Annotated in this window: 12 protein-coding genes and 1 pseudogene; 7 read left to right on the top strand and 6 right to left on the bottom strand. The window is 66.9% G+C overall.

Translation table 11 applies throughout. From position 1 onward, the window contains the following. Nucleotides 1-30: 30 nt before the first annotated feature. Both IEY68_RS06025 and IEY68_RS06020 read right to left on the bottom strand, forming a co-directional pair. Nucleotides 31-2,517, bottom strand: coding sequence for a DUF2156 domain-containing protein (locus IEY68_RS06025; protein WP_062997036.1), 2,487 nt, complete (start codon nt 2,515-2,517; stop codon nt 31-33). Continuing rightward, nucleotides 2,517-3,845 carry an alpha/beta hydrolase gene (locus IEY68_RS06020; protein ID WP_062997248.1) on the bottom strand — a complete coding sequence of 443 codons (1,329 nt, stop codon included), beginning with the start codon at nt 3,843-3,845 and terminating at the stop codon, nt 2,517-2,519. Before IEY68_RS06020 ends, IEY68_RS06025 begins: the two co-directional genes overlap by 1 nt. A 68-nt stretch (nt 3,846-3,913) precedes the next feature. Between IEY68_RS06020 and IEY68_RS36715 the strand changes: the two are divergent. Then, nucleotides 3,914-4,084 (top strand): annotated as a pseudogene (locus IEY68_RS36715) (DUF2000 family protein); the annotation flags it as partial. A 139-nt stretch (nt 4,085-4,223) separates the two neighbouring features. On the opposite strand, the gene IEY68_RS35985 reads toward IEY68_RS36715, so the two are convergent. Continuing rightward, entirely contained in the window at nt 4,224-4,763 is a 540-nt protein-coding gene (locus tag IEY68_RS35985) for a hypothetical protein (protein ID WP_229718636.1), read from the bottom strand. A gap of 727 nt (nt 4,764-5,490) precedes the next feature. On the opposite strand from IEY68_RS35985, the gene IEY68_RS06010 reads away from it, so the two are divergent. The 3 genes from IEY68_RS06010 to IEY68_RS06000 all read left to right on the top strand — a co-directional run bounded on the left by IEY68_RS06010 (nt 5,491) and on the right by IEY68_RS06000 (nt 6,732). Then, nucleotides 5,491-6,054, top strand: coding sequence for a gluconokinase (locus IEY68_RS06010; RefSeq protein ID WP_062997047.1), 564 nt, complete (start codon nt 5,491-5,493; stop codon nt 6,052-6,054). A 123-nt stretch (nt 6,055-6,177) separates the two neighbouring features. After that, nucleotides 6,178-6,468, top strand: coding sequence for a hypothetical protein (locus tag IEY68_RS06005; RefSeq protein ID WP_062997048.1), 291 nt, complete (start codon nt 6,178-6,180; stop codon nt 6,466-6,468). Between the two features lie 9 nt (nt 6,469-6,477). After that, nucleotides 6,478-6,732: a hypothetical protein gene (locus tag IEY68_RS06000; RefSeq protein ID WP_062997049.1), complete on the top strand. Its 255-nt coding sequence runs from the start codon at nt 6,478-6,480 to the stop codon at nt 6,730-6,732. Between the two features lie 71 nt (nt 6,733-6,803). Here IEY68_RS06000 and IEY68_RS05995 read toward each other — a convergent pair whose 3' ends face one another. After that, complete coding sequence (locus IEY68_RS05995; RefSeq protein ID WP_229718635.1) at nt 6,804-7,991, bottom strand: lipase family protein; 1,188 nt, start codon at nt 7,989-7,991, stop codon at nt 6,804-6,806. 772 nt (nt 7,992-8,763) lie between these two features. On the opposite strand from IEY68_RS05995, the gene IEY68_RS05985 reads away from it, so the two are divergent. Continuing rightward, nucleotides 8,764-9,156 carry a YbaB/EbfC family nucleoid-associated protein gene (locus IEY68_RS05985; protein ID WP_063916225.1) on the top strand — a complete coding sequence of 131 codons (393 nt, stop codon included), beginning with the start codon at nt 8,764-8,766 and terminating at the stop codon, nt 9,154-9,156. Here the strand turns inward: IEY68_RS05985 and IEY68_RS05980 are convergent. After that, nucleotides 9,138-10,628 (bottom strand): flavin-containing monooxygenase, encoded by a 1,491-nt coding sequence (locus IEY68_RS05980; protein WP_062997057.1) that lies wholly within the window; start codon nt 10,626-10,628, stop codon nt 9,138-9,140. The two genes, IEY68_RS05985 and IEY68_RS05980, sit on opposite strands and share 19 nt — an antisense overlap. Before the next feature lie 40 nt (nt 10,629-10,668). Here IEY68_RS05980 and IEY68_RS05975 point away from each other — a divergent pair, with 40 nt between their 5' ends. Beyond that, nucleotides 10,669-11,334, top strand: a complete 666-nt coding sequence (locus IEY68_RS05975) for a TetR/AcrR family transcriptional regulator (RefSeq protein ID WP_062997059.1) — start codon at nt 10,669-10,671, stop codon at nt 11,332-11,334. Nucleotides 11,335-11,406: 72 nt separating this feature from the next. Continuing rightward, nucleotides 11,407-12,663, top strand: coding sequence for an alpha/beta fold hydrolase (locus IEY68_RS05970; protein ID WP_189094077.1), 1,257 nt, complete (start codon nt 11,407-11,409; stop codon nt 12,661-12,663). Here the strand turns inward: IEY68_RS05970 and IEY68_RS05965 are convergent. Beyond that, on the bottom strand, nt 12,626-13,198 hold the full coding sequence (locus tag IEY68_RS05965; RefSeq protein ID WP_062997061.1) for a TetR/AcrR family transcriptional regulator: 573 nt from the start codon (nt 13,196-13,198) through the stop codon (nt 12,626-12,628). The two genes, IEY68_RS05970 and IEY68_RS05965, sit on opposite strands and share 38 nt — an antisense overlap. Nucleotides 13,199-13,222 lie beyond the last annotated feature (24 nt).

Below are 13,222 nucleotides of genomic sequence, written 5' to 3'. Positions count from 1 at the left end.
GCGAGGACAGGATGCCGTTGGTTTCCGGATTCAGCGGCGCAGCAGCTGAGTGAGCAGCTGTCCGCTCTCCTCCAGCGACAGGTGTGGTAAGTACGCGCGGCCTACTGCGATTCCGATGGTCGGCAGGGCCGCGGCATCGGGGAAGAGCATGTACATGGGCCGGTGCCGGGGCTGGAACTTCGCCTTGAACGCGAGCAGTGACCGGAAACCGTAGACCGGTTCGAGAGTCCGACCCAGCAGATCGAGCAACGTGTCGAGCGCGCCGCGATCGAGTCCGGACTCACCGGACTCGGCGCCGGCCAGCGGCGCCCCGGACAGACTGAGGAATTCGAGCCCCTCCTCCCGCGCGGACAGCGCCGCCGAGGCGATGAGGAACTCCATCGCCGCCCGGAATCCATCGGAACGGCGCCGCATGAAATCCAGTGTCAGCCCGATGAGCGTGCCGTCCCGGTACACGGGCATCCACGAGGTGACGGCATGGACGTGCTCGTCGCGGTCGACCGCCAGCAGCAACCGGACCTCGGGGTCGTGCAGTTCGGCGAGCCCACCGAGGGTGAAACCCATCTCCGGCAGGCCCTTGTCGGCGGCCCATTCCTCGGAGATGTCGACGATCTGTTCGGTCACCGACAGTGGGGCATCGGTGTATGTCGTCCACCTGGCCTCGATCCCGTCCTTACCCGCACGGTTCAGGGCCGTCCGGACATCCTGGAACTTCTTCCCTTTGAAGGCCAGGTCCGCGAGTTCGACGATCGTCTCCTCGGCTACCTGTAGGCAGCTCCACCCGTATTCGCGAGCGATTGCCGCGGTATCGGACCCCACGGAGTAGAAGCACGGGGTCCATCCGTTGCCGAGGCACCAGCGCGCGAACTCGTCGATCGCCCCGGCGAGACCGGCATGCTCACCGATCGGATCCGTCGTGGTCAGGGCGACACCGGAGTGCACTCGGTACGCCACGGCGTGCCGCCCGTCGGCGGAGAACCAGTATCTGTTCCCGGCCCAGGTGCTCATCCACGACAGCGAACTGCCGCCGGGGGTGTGCAACAATTCCCGCACCCGGCGCTCGCCGCCGAGATCGTATCCGGCCGGTGGGGCGAGGAAGCTGCGCAGCAACAACAGGCACAATGTCGTCCACACGAGCACCCCGACCCATTCGAAGAGCACGGTCGCGGCGGGGCTCAGCGGTAGTACGGGTGGTTCGAAGAGCTGGAGATACACCGGCGGAAGCAGCCGCAGCGGTGCGTCGCGCAGCAGGGTGCCGATACCGGGGTCACGATCGAATCCGTCGGCGAGCAGGGTCCCCAGTACCGAATAGAGCACGAGTGCGAGACCGGCTGCCCCGAGAGTTCCCAGCCACACCCGGCGGTACGTCCCGCGCGAAGCGCGCACATCGAACAGTCGCCGAGTGGCCAGCAACAATACGAGCACCGCGAGCAATGCCAGCAGCGGAGCGAAATCCCGGTACACCGAGCTGTGGCGATGGATGCCGTAGAGCACCCAGCGCGCCTCGTCCTGTTGGACGGTCCGGACGATCACGCTGACGGCGGCGATCCCGATGAGGGCGATATGTCCGCCCACCGCGAGTAGCCAGGCTGCTCGCCGGCCGCGGCGCAGTCCCTCGGCGGCGACGAGTAGCACCACCGACGGCATGAGGTTCATGATCAGCGGTCCGATACCGGAGAGACGCAGTGCCTGCTGTCCTTTCCGGCACTCGTCGTGCAGGGCCGGATCGGCGCATACGTCGACGAGCTCGCGCGGGCTGTAGGGCACCTGATCGAACAGTTCACGCAGCGAGGACAGCGGGCCGATGGCATGGGGGGAGAACGCCGCGAAGACCGGGCCCAGCACGCTGGCCGCGACGACGAGAGCGACGAGAGTGCGGCGTTCCCGGATCGTCCCGCCGAGCACCGGGCTGCGCGCGGCCCGCCCGAACAGAACCGGCCCGATCAGCAGGCCCACCACAGCGACGCACAGTCGTGTCACATCCTGCAGATGCCCGGCGAACAGTGCGGTGGTCACCAGGATCACCAGCAGCAGTGTGCGCAGGCGGCGGCGCCACAGGGTGTGCATCGCCGCGGTGGCGGCGAGCAACGCGCCCAGGACCCAGGACAGCGGATCCACGGTCAGATGCCCGTGCAGTTCCAGACCCCAGGAGTTCGGCACCGCCGATGCGAGCTCGGCCGCCGCGAGCGCCAGCGCGGCGCCGGCGCCTTGGGATACCACCACCGCGAGCGCGAACCGCCGGCTGCCGATGCGATGTTCGACCGGCACCGCGATCGCGAGGACGAATACGCTCGCCAGCACGTAGTTGCCGAACCCGGAGGCGAACAAGCCCGAGGTCCACAGCGTCCATACCTGTCCCTCGGCGAAAGTGGGAACACCGAGCGCGATATTCGCCGACAACTCGCGCGACGGCCCCTTGGCCCACGCGCCGGTGACCAGGGCGAGGATCCAGATCACGGCCAGCAATCCGAGGGCCACGGGTGCGCGCGAGACGCCCGAGCCGATCCGGGTGGTCATCATGCGTCGAGGCCGAGTCGGTGGCCGAGCCACGGCAGCTCCTTCTCGAGACCGGCCGACCACACGGCGAAACTGTGCCCGCCGGGCAGTTCGGTGACGTGGACATCCATTCCCGCGGCCCGCGCCGCGGCGGCCAGCCGCTCGAGCCCGGCGCGGTATTCGCGGTCGCCGAGACCGACGACGAACGCACCGGCCGAATCGGGGTAATGGTTACGGGCCAGCAGGTCGGCCGGATTGTTACGGGCGAAGGCCTCGGCGTCGCCGCCGAAAGCATCGCGGAGCGTCGTGCTGCGATCGCCGAGCGTGGGTTCGGCCTGCCCCGACATATCGAGGAAGGTGGGGTAGACGTCGGGCCGGGTGGTCGCCAATTGCAGGGAGCACGTGCCGCCGTAGGACAACCCGCCCACTGCCCACGCTCGCGGATCCGGATCCACCTGCAGGTGTGCGCGGACCCACTGCGGTACATCGACGGTCAGGTAGGTCGCGGCGTTTCCGAGATGCGAGTCGACACACAGCGGGTTGGCCAACCGGCTGCCGGTGCCGTCGGCGAGGACGACGATCGGCGCCAATCCCCGGTGTTCGGCAGCGTAGGCGTCCATGATGCCGGTGAGCCTGCCGCCCACGAGCCAGTCGTCGGTACTGCCGGGCTGTCCGGCGAGCAGGACCAGCACGGGTAGGTCGGGCCGCGGGTCGGTGAAATACGCCGGGGGTAGATAGATTCGCGCCTCACGCGCGGAGAACCGGGAGACGCTACCCGGTACGGCGGCCTTCGTCACCGCACCGGTCCGGGGCATATCGTCGGGAGGCACCCAGCCACCCATCGGTGCCCGGCCGCCGGATCCCGGCCGGGGTGCCAGCGCGGCATCGAACGGCACCGTACGGTAATCATCGATACCGAGAGTGGCACGTACCGTCGGGTACGCGTCGAACACCGCGTTGATCCCACCGGCGGCGCAGAGGACAACCGCTGTCGCGGCCGCGACGAGCCCGGTGGCGACGAGCGGCCGCGACCGCTCCCGCCGGCGGACGAACCAGCGGCCGATGATCAGCGCGACCGCGAGCACCGCCAGCCCCGACCAGACGTAGACGGTCACGGGAAGGGGGTCGGGAAAAGGCCGCCACACCTTCTCGACGAGTACCGCGGCCAGCGCCACCGATACCGCGGCCGCCGCCACCACCGTGGCGAGCCCGGCGAGCAACCAGCGTTGCTGCCGCCGTATCGCCAGGGTGGTCAGGCCCGCCGCGGTGACGGCGACGAATACGAAGGTCGCGGCTGTGGTCGTCACACGCAGGTCGAGCACCGCTTCGACGAGCCCGGTCCACGACATGACGTCCAGTATGCAGGTGTGCCGCGACGGCACACGGGACGCTCGCCCGCGCCGCGAACACCGGAAAAATCCGTGCCACGAACACTGGAGGAAGGAGCCTGAATGTCTCGGCCTTCCTCGTCAGCGGGATCGTAGCCGCGAATCCGGACCTCGTCGGTGAGCCCTACGCCGATGCGGACGGCACCGGATACCTGCCCATGCTCGGCCGGCCGGTCCTGGTGTTCGGCGGGGCGAAGGGCCGGGTCCGCGGCGTCGCACACGGTCCGCACCGCGCAGGTCGATCATCAGGGTATTTCCGCGTGCGGGAGGCGGTCGCTGTCACACGACCGTCTCCCACACCGCGGGACAGAAACTCCGCCCGCCCCCCGGGCGCCGGGCCTATCGGCTGGCGTACACGACGAGAAGGTCGCGCATGGCGCGGATTTCCCGGTTGGCCTCGTTCAACGCGGTGCGCAGCCGGTGGTTCTCGTCGAGCAGATCATCGATTCCGCCGGTGGCATCCAGCGCGGTACCCGCGGGCCGCACCCGGACCAGTTCGGCCGTCGGTTCGGCAGTGGTCTCCGGTGCCGGCTCGGTGGATTCGGCCAACACGTCGTCGGCGAGGGAACTCTCCACAACGTCGTCGGCGACAATCGCTTCGGCGATTTCCGCCGCGGGCGCGGGTTCATCGGTCGGCTTGCCGGCAGCGCGTGTGCGGCGCCGGGGCTTCGTGGGCGCCGGCGTCTCGTCGGCGGGCGGGGCGCTTTCGGGGAGCCCGGCTGCTCGCACCCAATTGGCGAGCGTATTCGTGGCGGGAAGACCGCCTTCCCGTTCGGAGACCTGGGTGCACGCCGCGTTGAGCGATTTACCTTGGGCGAGAAGTTTTTTCACCCGGTTGACGAGTTTGGTCTGTTCTCTTTGCGCGTAACGCACTGCCATCCGATTTCCTCCTGCATTCCGGGTGTACGCCCGGAATTGAACCATTGTCCAGCCGCTCTGTCCTCGCCGGGTCCGGTGCGTGGGGCACGAATTCGGTGAACGAAACGGTGGGGTACGGCGAATAAGCCTTTGTGTCAATGGTTTCGGCGTTCGTGAAATCGCTGTGAAGGCGGCGCCGGTTATCGGTGCCCGGCAACTCGTGCCGCTCGGCGCCGGGGCCGCGCGGACCGCGGACGGTCGTCCGGAGTGTGCCGGAGATTCGGTGTCGCCGACGCTCGGACCGGTGGACACGTGCTGGGCTACCGGCTCCCTCCTCCGATCGAACCGGCCGGGGGCGGGAAAGTGCGCGCGCTCAGTGAACCGAAAGTAAGGCCGCTGCCGGGCCGCGGCCTGTCTCGTCACGGCCACGGTCGTGACAGCACCCGGACCTGCTGTTACGTTGAAGTCGCTCATCGAACCGCGATCGCCCGAACGCGCCGGGAGGCGGGAGAATGCAGATCTCGACAGCCGGTCGGTCGACCCTGTCCGGGCACCTGGAACATCCCCGGCCGGACCGGACTTCGGAGATCCGCCGAAGCGGTGCTGCGATGATCACCGGCCTGGTGATATCCGGTGGTACAGGCGCCCCACACGGCCGCTCGCCGCAGCCCGGACCGGCCGTCCGGTGGGTGGCCGGCGGTATCAGCGAGGCGGCGTCGCCCGGGCCCACCGAGATCGATGGGAGTCGATGACAGTCGTGGAATCGGCGGATATCCCGGCCCGTTCCGGTGTCCCGTGCGTTGTGGTGATGGGCGTATCGGGTACCGGTAAGACCACCACCGCCCGGTTACTGGCCCTGCGCCTCGGGGTTCCCTTCGCCGACGCCGATGATCTCCACCCCCGGGCCAATATCGCCAAGATGGCCTCCGGAGTCCCACTGGACGACAGCGACAGGGAGCCGTGGCTCGCCTCGGTCGGAGACTGGCTGCGGACCCGCGCGGCAGCGGGGACCGGCGGTGTGATCGCCTGCTCCGCCCTCAAGCGCCGCTACCGCGACTTGCTGCGGGACCGAGCGCCCGGCACCTATTTCCTGCTGCTGACCGCCGACCGGGATGATCTGCTGGAGCGGATTGCGGGCCGGGCGCAGCATTTCATGCCGTCCGCGCTGCTGGATTCTCAGCTCGCCGCCCTCGAACCGTTGCAGCCGGGGGAGCGCGGTGTCGCACTGCACGGCAGCCGCGACGCCGAGCACGCGGTGGATGCGGCGTTGCGGTCGCTGCGGGACCACACCGCGGACCGGCACGGTCGGTGATCCGTACCGATTCCGGTCGTGACAGGTACCGCCCGCGCGGCGATAATGGCTACGGACGGTTCGACCGTGAATTCCATCCGCGCGAGGTGGCGGCGCTTTCGAGGATCATTTCAGGGAGGCCCGATGATGCAGGTTGTTCCCTTGAACTGGGTTGGCTCGTTCTGCAATTTCGGTGGGCCGCTGGCACCGGGGGATACCGACCACTGGTGGGCGGCCGGTGGCGAATGGGGCCGGGAGAACCGGCTCTACCGGTTCTCCGCTTTCTGTGACAGCGGCGCCGAGATAGCCGTCCGGAATATCACTCATTATCGCGGCGGGCACGACGAGACCCATTTCGAGATACACAACAGCGGCGGGGGAGATCCCGTCTACTACTACTTCTACATAGCCTGGTCCAGTCCGATATCCGTATGAGGGGGACCTGTGCGCGTGCAGATCGAATACGACCAGGACGGCCGGATCACCGCGGTATCGGGCGTCGTCGCCGTCGAGCACTCCGACGGTGACCTCGGGCGATCGGCCCGTTTCGTACGGCCCGGCCATTTCATTCTCGACCTCGATACCGAGGTGATGGCCGACGTGACGGATCTGGCCGGACTACGCCTGCTCGCGACCCGGTATTCGATTGCCGGCTATCCGGACCGTCCCCGACTGGTGGAACGCGATACCGGCGGATGAATCCGCCGGCCCGGCCTTGCCCGTTCGGTGGAGTCACCGAACGGGCCGCGGGTCATCGGCGTGGCCGCTTCTCAGCAGCCGCGTGGTACCGGTTCACCACGGAACCTGGCTTCCACGAAATTCCAGGCATCGGCGAAACCCGCGGCTGCCGCGGTCATATGTTCGGCGATGTCGTAGGTGGTGAGTTTCACCGGTGCGCCCGCGCGGCAGTAGCGGTCGGCGAATTCAGCGACCCCGTCGTAGGGTGTGAGGGTGTCGTAGCGGCCGTGCCAGAGGTAGGTCGGAGCCGTCGGTACACCGTCGAAGTAACGCAGGCTGTTCTCCCACAGGACCTGATGCGCTTCGGGACTGTTCATCAGATTCTTGGACGCGGCCATCTGATCCGCACTGCGGAAAGCGCCGTGGAAGAGCAGGAACCGGCGGCACGCGTCATGGGTGAACTCCCGGAACCACAGGCCGTTCTCGTTGAGCTGCTCCGAAATCGGCAGCCGGTCCGGATACTCCCGCTCCAGACCCATGGCCGCGGCGAAGGCGAGGCCGAAGCCCGGGTGCGGTGCGAACCCGAGACCCAACGCCATCTGCTCCAGATCGGCCGGGATACCGCCCGCGGCAACTCCGGCGATCTTCAGTTCGGGTGCGTAGGTGGGATGTAGAGCCGCGGCCCATCCGGTGGCCAGCCCGCCACCGGAATAACCGGCCAGTGCCACAGGGGACTCCGCGAGACCTAATTCGGCGACCCGCTGTACCGCACGGACACTGTCGAGGGTGACCATGCCACTGAGCCGGCCTGCGGCGTAGGCGACATTCGGTCCGAGATAGTCGGGCACCGAAATGGCCCAGCCGCGCCCGATCGGCAGCATCGCCCCGACCGCGTCCTGCAGTTCACCGTTGAACAGCGACCGCGAAGGATTGCAACGGGTGCCGAGCGAATTGATCAGGGCCTGATAGGAGACCAGCGGTGGATTCTTCACACCTCCGGGCAGCAGCACCGTGGTCATGCCCATGATCGGGTTACCGAGGGAGTTGGTGGAGCGGAAGGCTACCTGCCAGCCTTCGGTGCCCACGTAGACGCCGGTATCGATCTTGCGGGTGCGCACCACATCGCCGGGTTGTAGTGCGTCGAGGTCGGGGGGTGCGGTGTAGAAGGGGTCCGGGTCCGGTTGAGGATAGAGCGGTTCGGCGTTGGCGCCACCGCTGAGAATCCCGACCGAGACGAGGGTCAACAGCAGGACCAGGATACGGGTGGAAACTCTGGACACGTTCTTCCTTTGGACAGCGGGAATCGACCGGCGCCGGCCCGGCATTCGTGATGCCGCGGTGGCCGTCGCCGTGTGGCGGGGTGCGCGGTGGTGACAGCGAACGGCTCCGGTCGCTGTCACACAGGTCAGCCGCGGCGACTACCGCGACTAGCGGGGTCATCGCCCGAACCCACGGTGCGCCCAGGTTTGTGACCGCGACCGAGTTTGGCTCGACGAGCAACAATACGACGTGCGCGGGCGCAAGGGGTGATCTAGTCCCGAGACGGCCCCGGCTCTGCGTGAATTCATAATGATCAACGAGCAATGCTGGATCGCTCACAGTGCATCGGTGGTTGATACATGCACTGCCCGGTCTGCTCGTGGCAGCGGCGTCGCACTTCTTCGCCGTATCATTTCTCCGGGGAACAACGAGCGTCTCCGGGGAACAACGAGCGGACGAGGTGCCATGGCGACAGCTGCGTCGAGAAGCGGTTCGATCTCAGTGGAGACCACCGAGCAGGGTTTGCCGACGAAGATAGATATCCTACCGGCTGAACTGGGCCGGCCTCCGGCTGAACTCGCGGCCGAGATCCTGCGGTTGTGCAAACGATCATCCGGCCGCGCGGGCCTGGCCCGGCGGCGAGAGTTGGAGGCCGCGGGTATGAGCAGTGAAATACTGGCTCTGACAGGACTTCCCACGCAGGAGGACATTGCGCATGAGGAGTATCTCGAGCAAGCCGAATACGAATACGAACCGCAGAGCTGGCTGCGGTCGATCTGAGGTGAAGGGCCGATGAACGCAGCGATGGACGCCCTCGAACTGCGGGCGAGCCGTCAGTTGAACGCGATACGTGATCTGAGCGAGGCGCTCGTCGCCATCCGCGTACGAGAGACCTCATCCGACGGTGCGGTCACGGTAGAGGTCGACGGTAACGCCGCATTGTGTGATCTCGTCTTCTCGGAGGCGATCGCGCACCTGTCGCCACGCGAGTTCGAAGCAGCGGTAGTGGCGACCGCCGGCCGCGCCGCGAAGGGTGCAATGGTCCGGCGGGCCGAGCTGATGAACGCCTTCAACCGAGAACTGGCCGAATTATCGGGATCCCGGAGCGCAAACGCCGATACGAATCCGGAGATAGGGCAGGCCCAGGGGCCGAGAACGGATCCGGCTCACGCGATCCGGCCGTAACAATAGTCGTCCAACGGGAACCGCACCGCCTCGCGGTGGGCGTTGACCGTGCTGGTCGGGCGCAGTAGCGCCGCTTCACCGTGCTGGTTGAAGTAATAGCTGCGCGCGGTGGCGCAGTCGCCGCCGTAGAACACCGAGGAGCCCAGTTTGGCGGTCACCCGGTCGAGGAATTCGGTGTTCGCGCGGGCGCTGACCTCGAAGGTGGTCTCGCCGCGCCGGGCCAGTTCCCCGAACAGCCGGCCCATATGCTTCATCTGCGCCTCGATGGTGGTGAAATAGGACAGACCGCTGTACGAGTAGGGGCTGTTGAGGCTGAGGAAATTGGGGAACTTCGGCACCGTGATCCCCTCGTAGGCCTGGAAGCGGTTGTCCCGCCAGAATTTCCCGAGGTCCACGCCGTCGCGGCCGATGATCTCGATGGCCGGGAAGTTCACATCCCACAGGTTGAACCCGGTGGCCAGGACGAGAGTGTCGATCTCGGTCTTCGTACCCGCGGCGGTGACGATCCCGTCCGGTTCGATCCGTTCGATCCCGCTGGTCTCCAGCTGGACGTGCGACTGGTTGAAGGTCGCGAAATAGTGGTTGGAGAAGGTCGGGCGTTTGCAGCCGAAATCGTAGTCGGGGGTCAGTTGTTCACGGGTGTGCTTATCGCGGACCTGCGCGCGCAGGTGTGCTCTGGCGAGCAGGGCCGCCGCCTTGTTCAACGGTTTGGCCTGTCTGTAGTGCAGGACGCCGATGACCATGAGTGCTTCCAGCGCGGTGGTGTTGGCCAGCCGGGCGGCCTTCTGGGTGACCGGGACCCGGGCGAACAGCCGCTGGATCGCGGGTGGGATCGGCATATCGACCTTGGGGACCACCCAGATCGGGGTGCGCTGGAAGACGGTGAGTTCCCGGGCCCGAGCGGCGACCTCGGGCACGAGTTGGACACTGGTGGCGCCGGTGCCGATGATCGCGACCCGGCGGTCGGTGAGATCGTAGGTATCGTCCCAGGCCGTGGTGTGGATGATCTTGCCGGCGAAGGTGTCGATACCGGGGAACGGCGGGGTGTAGGGCTGGGAGAGGAAGCCGGTCGCGGTCAGCAGGTACCGGGCGGTGACCGTTTCGCCACCGGCGATCGAGACCACCCAGTATTGCTGCTCGGCATCCCAGCGGGCGCTGTCGACGGAGGTACCGAAGCGCATCCGCTCGCGTAGACCGTACTTGTCGGCGACGTGGTCGGCGTATTTCTTCAGTTCCTCACCCGGTGCGAACAGGCGCGACCAGTTCGGGTTGGGCTCGAAGGAGTAGGAGTAGGTCACCGAGGCGATATCGACGGCCAGGCCGGGGTAGCGGTTGACGTGCCAGGTACCCCCGAGATCGGATTCGCGCTCGAGGATCACGTAATCGTGTAGGCCGAGACGGTCGAGCTGGATACCCGCCCCCATACCGCCGAATCCCGCACCGACCACGACCGCGTCGTATCGAGGTGCCACGCCGAACCTCCTGCTGTTCCGCTGAACGACTCATCACAGAATGACATATCATTCCGTTTGTGATGACAGTATCATCGGTGGCGTGACGGAGCCATCGACGCGGGCCGAACGCCGGAAGGCGGAGCTGCGCCAGGAAATCATCGATACCGCGTTCGTCTGTTTCGCCGAGAAGGGCTACCACGCGACCGGGATCGCCGATATCGCGACCCAGCTCGGTATCGGTCACGGCACCTTCTACCGCTACTTCAGCAATAAGCGCGACATCATCGACCATGTGATCGACGATCTGGCCGCCCGGATCATCGACGCCCTGGGAACGGACAACGCACCCGACGCCGCGACCACGCTGGATCATTACCGGGCGCAGATCGACCGCATCGGTGTCGCCCTCACCCGGATCCTCATCGAGGACCGGCGTGTGGCGCAACTGCTGCTGTTCCACGCGACCGGAATCGACGACGAACTCACCCAGCGCCTCTACGGGCTGCTCGATACCGCGGACACCCTGACCGCCGGATACCTGGAGCACGGCGTCGAATTGGGTTATCTGCGCGCGGACCTCGACACACTGAACACCGCTCGCGCGGTGACCGGGATGTTGCTCGCCGGGGTGGTCCACGGGTTGCGCGATCCGGACGAGGAAGCCATCGCCGCGCTCAACCGGGCCATCCGGAGACTGCTGGTGGACGGGGTCCGCACGGACTGAATCGCGGCCGTGCGGTAATTCTCACCGCCGCGCTCCCCGGGACGCGCTGCCGCGTGCACATACAGTGGAGGCATGCCGCCGGTTGACGAATGGCATCCGTCCACCGTCGCTGACTGGAGTGACGAACGTCGCCGGGCCAGGTTGCGCGAGACGCGGCCCGGTCACGGATGGAAGACGTTGCGCCACACCAGACTGGCGTTGATTCGGGTAGCCGCACTGTTGATGATCATCCTGGTCGCGTTCGCGCAGTACTGGGATCGCGATGTCGAGCCGGAGCGCGATCGCCTCGCGCTGACCGAGCCGGCGTTGCTGCCGATCGCCGAACCGGCCCACCCGGAGAAACGGGACAGCGCCGTGGTCGATCTGGTGGGTCTGGGCAATCTCAACGCCAGCGATACGGCCGCCTCGCTCCCGGCATTGCGGGAGATGGGGGCCGTCTGGGCGATCCGCTACGACAATCGCGGTATCGATACCGAGGTGATCGCGGATCTGATCATTCGTGCCGCGGTGATGTCCGGGGTGCGCAATATCGTGCTGACCGGGCACAGTATGGGCGGCGTGATCGCACTCGAGGTCGCCCAGCACATCCATATCGGCAGTGATCGCAGATTGGTGGGGGTCCTGCTCGACTGCACACCGCTGGACCTCGATTCGGTACGACCCGAGAGCCGCGGCCTGGGCGAGGACATGGTGCGCTGGATGGGCTGGTTGCCCGGGGCGCGGGAGAGCCGCGGATTGCGTACCGCGGTGGAGACCTACGCGCGTCGTGACAGTTTCCTGGACCACAGCGGTGTACCGGGTATCCGATTCGGAGATTTCCGGTCGGCCGTGGGTCAGGTTCTGCGGGACAAGATCTTCAACGCCGACGCCGCCAGTAACGGCCTGATCGAGTCGCAGTTCCTGGCGATCGTCGCCGGTGGCGCCACCGATAATCTGCGTGCGGTTTCCCGGCCCGCGCACGGTAAACCGCGGCCGGCGATCGTCTTCATCCGCCCGCACACCGCGAGCCGGGATCGGGTCGTGGATGTCGCGCACACCCAGCAGGTGCTGATCGACAATGTCGGTGGTGTCGACGGCAACCTGCTCGTAGTGAAGCCGCGAGGAACCGGTCACGCGAATCCACGGCAACGGCCGTCGGAGTACAACAAGGCCATCGCCCAGCAGGTGCTGCCGTTCGTGGAGCGGTATCAGGCGCGGATCAGCAGAATCGCCGCGGCGGTACCGGCCCGGTATCGACACCGGGACGGCGGGTCCGCACCGCAGTCGCCGTACTCCGATCGTGGATCGGAGGTCACCGCGCCGCCGAGACCTCCGGCGCCGGGCCGGTGAGGTACCGCTGAATCGTCGGTCCCAGCCAGGCGATGACCTCCGGCCCGGTCATCGCCGCCACCGGCGGAAACGCCAGGACGAATCGGCACAGCGCCATACCCAGGATCTGGGAGGCCGCCAAGCCGGCACGCAGTGGTCCCTCGTGGGGATCGTTGCCGGTCTTCGCGACCACCGGCGCCAGCTGCGCGGCGAAGATCGAGCGCATTTTGTCGGCCACCGCCGCGTTGGTCACCCCCGCGCGTAGCAGGATCAACAGTGATTCGTCGCGTTCCCAGCGGTCGAGAAAATGCGCGACCAGGGCCGGGCCGATCCGGTCGCGCGGTACCGCGGTGAGATCCGGTAGCCGCAGGTCGAATTCCGTCGCCGCCGCGAACAGTCGCTCCTTGTTGCCGTAGTACCGCATCACCATGGCCGGGTCGATCTCGGCGTCGGCGGCGATGGATCGGATCGTGGCCCGGTCGTACCCGTCGGCGGCGAAGCGTTCCCGCGCCGCGGTGAGGATGACTGCTTTCGTTTCCGACGATGACCTTCTCATGTCAACAATTGTAGGCCAACGGTT

Origin of the sequence: Nocardia jinanensis (assembly GCF_014645735.1) — a bacterium.
Lineage (GTDB): Bacteria > Actinomycetota > Actinomycetes > Mycobacteriales > Mycobacteriaceae > Nocardia > Nocardia jinanensis.
The sequence above is the reverse complement of the archived record's forward strand: the minus strand, read 5'-3'. Positions and strand labels throughout refer to the sequence as shown.

Excerpts from the sequence above, each read along its gene's own strand:
- IEY68_RS06025 (WP_062997036.1), bottom strand. The coding sequence starts at position 2,517 with ATGACCACCCGGATCGGCTCGGGCGTCTCGCGCGCACCCGTGGCCCTC.
- IEY68_RS06020 (WP_062997248.1), bottom strand. The coding sequence starts at position 3,845 with ATGTCGTGGACCGGGCTCGTCGAAGCGGTGCTCGACCTGCGTGTGACG.
- IEY68_RS35985 (WP_229718636.1), bottom strand. The coding sequence starts at position 4,763 with ATGGCAGTGCGTTACGCGCAAAGAGAACAGACCAAACTCGTCAACCGG.
- IEY68_RS06010 (WP_062997047.1), top strand. The coding sequence starts at position 5,491 with ATGACAGTCGTGGAATCGGCGGATATCCCGGCCCGTTCCGGTGTCCCG.
- IEY68_RS06005 (WP_062997048.1), top strand. The coding sequence starts at position 6,178 with ATGATGCAGGTTGTTCCCTTGAACTGGGTTGGCTCGTTCTGCAATTTC.
- IEY68_RS05985 (WP_063916225.1), top strand. The coding sequence starts at position 8,764 with ATGAACGCAGCGATGGACGCCCTCGAACTGCGGGCGAGCCGTCAGTTG.
- IEY68_RS05975 (WP_062997059.1), top strand. The coding sequence starts at position 10,669 with ATGACATATCATTCCGTTTGTGATGACAGTATCATCGGTGGCGTGACG.
- IEY68_RS05970 (WP_189094077.1), top strand. The coding sequence starts at position 11,407 with ATGCCGCCGGTTGACGAATGGCATCCGTCCACCGTCGCTGACTGGAGT.
- IEY68_RS05965 (WP_062997061.1), bottom strand. The coding sequence starts at position 13,198 with ATGAGAAGGTCATCGTCGGAAACGAAAGCAGTCATCCTCACCGCGGCG.